The 5,045-nt window shown below is 51.6% G+C and carries 5 protein-coding genes; 1 reads left to right on the forward strand and 4 read right to left on the reverse strand.

Going from position 1 to position 5,045, the window contains the following annotated elements:
• The coding region (locus ACRC1E_RS13425) for an L-serine ammonia-lyase, iron-sulfur-dependent, subunit alpha (RefSeq protein WP_438515595.1) at positions 1-549 on the forward strand (549 nt) is incomplete at its 5' end.
• A 78-nt stretch (positions 550-627) separates the two neighbouring features.
• On the opposite strand, the gene ACRC1E_RS13430 is transcribed toward ACRC1E_RS13425, so the two are convergent.
• The 4 genes from ACRC1E_RS13430 to ACRC1E_RS13445 form a co-directional block, all read right to left on the reverse strand.
• On the reverse strand, positions 628-894 hold the full coding sequence (locus ACRC1E_RS13430) for a hypothetical protein (protein WP_438515596.1): 267 nt from the start codon (positions 892-894) through the stop codon (positions 628-630).
• Positions 895-987: 93 nt separating this feature from the next.
• The gene (locus tag ACRC1E_RS13435; protein ID WP_438515597.1) at positions 988-1,551 is read right to left on the reverse strand and encodes a GNAT family N-acetyltransferase; all 564 of its coding nucleotides are present in this window, start codon (positions 1,549-1,551) and stop codon (positions 988-990) included.
• Between the two features lie 265 nt (positions 1,552-1,816).
• A complete protein-coding gene (locus ACRC1E_RS13440; protein ID WP_438515598.1) occupies positions 1,817-2,659 on the reverse strand; it encodes an MIP/aquaporin family protein in 843 nt (280 codons plus the stop codon).
• Between the two features lie 88 nt (positions 2,660-2,747).
• A complete protein-coding gene (locus tag ACRC1E_RS13445) occupies positions 2,748-4,490 on the reverse strand; it encodes a solute:sodium symporter family transporter (protein WP_438515599.1) in 1,743 nt (580 codons plus the stop codon).
• Between the last annotated feature and the right edge of the window lie 555 nt (positions 4,491-5,045).

A 5,045-nucleotide genomic window follows, 5' to 3' on the forward strand; every position in this document is an offset into this window, starting at 1 on the left:
GCTCCGACGAATGGTGCTTGTGGCGTCGTGCCTGCGGTCATGGCTTATTACGATCATTTCATCCAGCCGCTGGACGAGAACAGTTGCTTGCGTTTCTTCCTGTCTTCCGGTGCGATTGGTTGCCTGTTCAAGCTCAACGCTTCGATTTCCGGTGCCGAAGTAGGCTGCCAGGGTGAAATTGGCGTGGCTTGCTCCATGGCGGCTGCCGGCCTGGCCGAACTGATGGGTGCCAGCCCGGATCAAGTATGTATGGCTGCGGAAATCGCCATGGAGCACAATCTGGGCCTGACTTGCGACCCGGTGGCTGGTCAGGTGCAGATTCCATGCATCGAGCGCAATGCAATCGCGGCCGTGAAGGCGATCAACGCCGCACGCATGGCGATGCACCGCACCAGCAGCCCGAAAGTGTCGCTGGATAAGGTCATTGCCGCCATGTACGCTACCGGCAAGGATATGGATGCCAAGTACCGTGAAACCTCGTGTGGCGGTCTGGCACTGCAGGTTACCGCAGGTGACAAGCCTGTTGTCTGGATTAAGAAGGCCGCCTGAATCGCGGTCTGAGCATGATGTAAAAACGCCACGCGAGTTTCGCGTGGCGTTTTGTTTTTCCAGGACTGGTCTGCGTGCTCAGTTGCCTTGATAGTCTTGAGGGTTGGCCTGAATGGCCTTGCCGGTAGCATCATCTTGTGCCGCGCGCTCGGCATCGCTCAGGGCGGGGGCCTGATATAGGCTGGTCTTGTCGCGCCGCTCGTAGAAGCGGTCGGCGCCATTCCCGCCATGGTCGCGCTGTGCGCGGTTTTGCGTGCTGTGTGTGCTGCTACTGTCGTCTGCAAAAACCTGACTGCCAGTGATGGCCAGTGTTGCGGCGAGTAGCAGGGAGGGGAGGGATTTCATGTGGCTCTCCTTGACTACCGTTGACGGATAGCGCTCTTCAACCGCCTCGCTAAAGTAACGCCACGGAGTAAGACAGCCCAGAGCCGGATCGGTTCATCCTGGCACGGCAGCGCTCATGCCGGGGAGTGCTTGGCGGATGCCGCACCGCATCGCCTGTGCGCCATGGCCATAACGCGCCAATTTGCTGGCGTGTAGCGGGTAGGGCGTAAATCCCAGTCGCTGCCAATAGCGGTCTGCCCCCTGTACTGCCACCAGGCTGGCATGGCGAAATCCACGCTGGCGTGCATAGTGCAGGGCTTTGTCCATTAGCCGGGGGGCGATGCCGAGGCCGCGGGCTGCCGGGCTGAGCGCCATATCGTGCAGGAACAGCAGGTCGCAGCTTTCCGGCAGTGCAGAAAGAGGCGAGTCCAGTTGTGGTGGTTGCTGGCCCTGCCATGGGTGAGCCAGCAGGTAGCCGCGTACCTCGCCTTCGTGTTCGGCGATCCAGCAACAGTCGGGTGCAAGTTGATGACGCGAGGCCAGCGCAGAGCGGCTTTCGATCAGTTCGTTACAGTAGCATTGCGACTGGATGGCAAGAATGGCGTCAAGATCCGACATACGCATGGTACGCAGATGGATATCCCCGTTGTTCTGGCTGTGCGGCAGTGTGTTGTGCATGGTGTGGAAGGTGGGCGGTTATCAGGTGTCGTGCCGTATTGTTTTTTGCATACAATCGACAATCTGATTGTCGCGGCACAGCAACGGAGCGTCAAGACGTGGGCAGAAATGAGGAAAGCCAGCACTTGGGCTGGCTTTCGTATGTGTAGAGGCATCAGGAGGAAGCCTGTTTTTTCGCTGTTGATTGTTGTCCGAACTCATCAATTGAGTTTTTGCGGATGCGCTTCGTTAGCTGTTCGATTCGCACGCATGCATGCATGTCTTGTCATGCCGTAGATCCGTCTTGCTGGATTTTCTGCTCCGTATGATATGGACGCTCTTTCAGTGATTTAGGTAGTTGGGGCGCGATCAGCTTGAGATAGGTCGCAGCACCCAATTGAGCGCCAATGATAGGACCAATAAGCGGCACCCACAGATACAGGCTTTCTCTGCCTCCAGATAGCGCAACCTCTCCCCAGCCGGCCAAGAAAGCAAAAAGGCGTGGTCCAAAGTCTCGTGCTGGATTCATTGCAAAGCCGGTGAGAGAGCCAAAGCAAGCGCCGATAACGGCAACCAGTATCCCTATCAAAAGTGGGGATGCATACCCGCGTGGAGTGCCATTATCATCGTCTGTCAGTGCCAATATACCCAGCATCAGTAGTGCACTAATCAGTATTTCTACCAGTAGGGCCTGAACATTGTTCAGTGCTGCATGTGGGAACGTAGTGAAGATGCCGGCAGTGACTACGCTGGCTGCGCTGCCTCGAGCAATATGCTGGCTAGACTCCCACACTTCGAATAGTGGCGCATACATGGCATACACCAGTGCGGCGGCAACAAACGCACCGCTTGTTTGCGCCGTGATGTAGGGTATTACCTTGCGTGTAGGTAAATCTTTCCACACCCATAGTGCCAGAGTGACTGCTGGGTTCAGATGAGCACCAGAAACACCGGCTGAAATATAGATCGCCAGTGCTACGCCTAAACCCCAGGTAATAGAAATCTCCCATTGACCAAATTGGCTGCCAGAGAGCACTAGTGCTGCGACTGCGCCACAACCTAAAAATACGATTAAAGCGGTGCCGATAAATTCGGCCAGGCATTGACCACCAAGGGATGAGTATTTCATCTGATCTTTCTTTATTGGAACGGCCCACCGTGCTAGGTGGGCCGTGACTAAGTGGAGCATTATATAAACGATCTGTATGAATGGAGTGCTAGATGGTCGTAACCAGTTGCGGGTCACTACGTCTATATTCATATACCCCATAAAGCACCAGTATGCTCCACAAGGCTGCCAATAAGGATAGATACCATATGGATGGCCCACTGACACTAGCAAAACCTAAGGGAGAGAAGGTCAGGTACATCGTGAAGAGTAATGTTAGCAATAGTGCACAGGTAAAACGGGCATGGCGCCATGGCTGCAGGTGTGGCGCATTTTCTGTTCCAAGTTTGGATGAAAAATCAATGATACCGGTACGCTCGGCTCTAGGGCACAGCCAACCGACTATTAGCAAGAAGCTAAAATGTAAAACGAATAGCATGCCCATAATGTGAACGAAGTTGATACCAAGATGTTTATCGATATCTAGACCTATCACAAAAGTAGCATAAATAATTACATGGGAAATTAATACCCAGCGTGCGGCCCACCCAGGTACCCGCGGTAAGAAGAAGCCGGCAAGTACGATAGCGATGATTGGGATGTTATAAAATCCTGTCACGCGGCGTATCATTAAATAAATGCCATCGGGGGCATACATCATCAGGGGGGCAATGATCATAGACAGGACAGCCAGGCTTGTGCCGACAATCTTGCCGACGCGTATTAGTTCAGCATCACTCGCAGCAGGGCGAAAGGCACGATGCCAGTCCATAGCAAATAGGGTCGCCGTACTATTGACGATGGAATTGAAGTGGCTGATCACGGTGCCGAAAAACGCGGCAACAAAAAAACCTAATAACCACCAGGGCATAACTAGCTTAATCAAGGCAGGGTAGGCAAGATCTGGTTTTTCTAAAGAGTCTCCGATCAGGTGAAAAGCGATCACCCCCGGTAGCAGCATGACCAGCGGTACTAATATTTTTATGAACCCTGTAAATAGCACGCCCTTTTGGCCTTCTGCCAGATTCTTAGCAGCTAGCGTGCGTTGTATTGTGGCCTGATTAGTGCACCAATAAAACATATTGGCAAATATCATGCCGGTGAATAAAGTACCAAAAGGTACACGGCTGTTTTCATCGCCAATTGCATTCAGCTTTTCAGGCTGACTATTGACCAAGTCTTGAATGCCTGCACTGAGACTGCCATCTCCCAATGCGATCAGCCCCAAAATTGGAACGGATAAGCTGGCAATCAGGAGTACCACACCGTTAATAGAATCAGAAATGGCGACGGCACGGAGCCCACCAAATACGGCATAAGCGGCGCCAACTCCTCCCATTAGCCATACCAAAATCCAAATCATGGCTTCGTGGCCAACGCCAACCATACTGTGGATGTTAAATACTTCATCCAGAGAGATGGCTCCCAAGTACAAAGCTACTGGATTAACTACAAGTGTATAACCCACGATGAACATCGCACTGACAATGCGGCGTGTAGTGACGTCATAGCGTGTCTCCAGATACTCGGGCAAGGTGGTAAATCCGCCCTTCATGTAACGAGGCAGAAAGAACATGGCTAGCATAATCGTTGCTAATGCTGCAGTACTTTCCCACGCCATAGAGCTGAGATTGTCGGCATAGGCTTGACCATTAAGGCCAACAAGCTGCTCGGCTGACAGATTTGTCAGCAGCATCGAACCGCAGATAAACCAGCCCGTGAGTCCACGTCCAGCCATGAAGTAGCCGGCCGCACCTTGATCTTGTGCCTTAGCCGTGAGGCGTGATGAGACATAGGCCACGCCTAGAGTAAAAATCAGAAATGTTGCCAGTGCAAATAGTGTTTCGTTCATGCCGGACTCCAGCTATTTTTCGCAGCGTTATGATAGTGTTACTTCGCTATTGCTGTCGACATAAACACCATGGTTAAGTGCTGGACTCTTGCGCTAAGTCAAATTTATTACAAAGTATGGTTTGCATCAAAAATCGCCATGCTAAAAGATTTTTGAGAAATAAGTATTGTTATATGTGCCTTTAAGTTGTTGATTTTGATTGAATTTTCAGTAAATCTGGTTGGTGGTAATTTTTTCTTTGCGGTGGGTTGTGAAATCGTCTTCTGATCTATGTCAAGTTTAGCCCTCGCCTACTCTTGCCAGTTCTGGACTGAGTCGTTAGGATTGCCCTCAATTCGTAGCGCTGCGAATGACGATGTCAGTTTAATATTCAAATATTCGCAGCGTAGGAGCTGGCATGTTGATGCCACTACTTCAGTAATCTGGATTTTTTACAAAACCAAGTATATGGGTCGCAGTAACCCCCCATGGAGAACGGTATGAGTGCAGCAGAGAACATCAATGTGGCTGAGCAGCGATTGCCATTTAGAGAGAAGTTTGCCTATGGAGTGGGTG

The sequence above is a fragment of the Craterilacuibacter sp. genome (genome assembly GCF_051659485.1).
Lineage (GTDB): Bacteria > Pseudomonadota > Gammaproteobacteria > Burkholderiales > Chromobacteriaceae > Craterilacuibacter.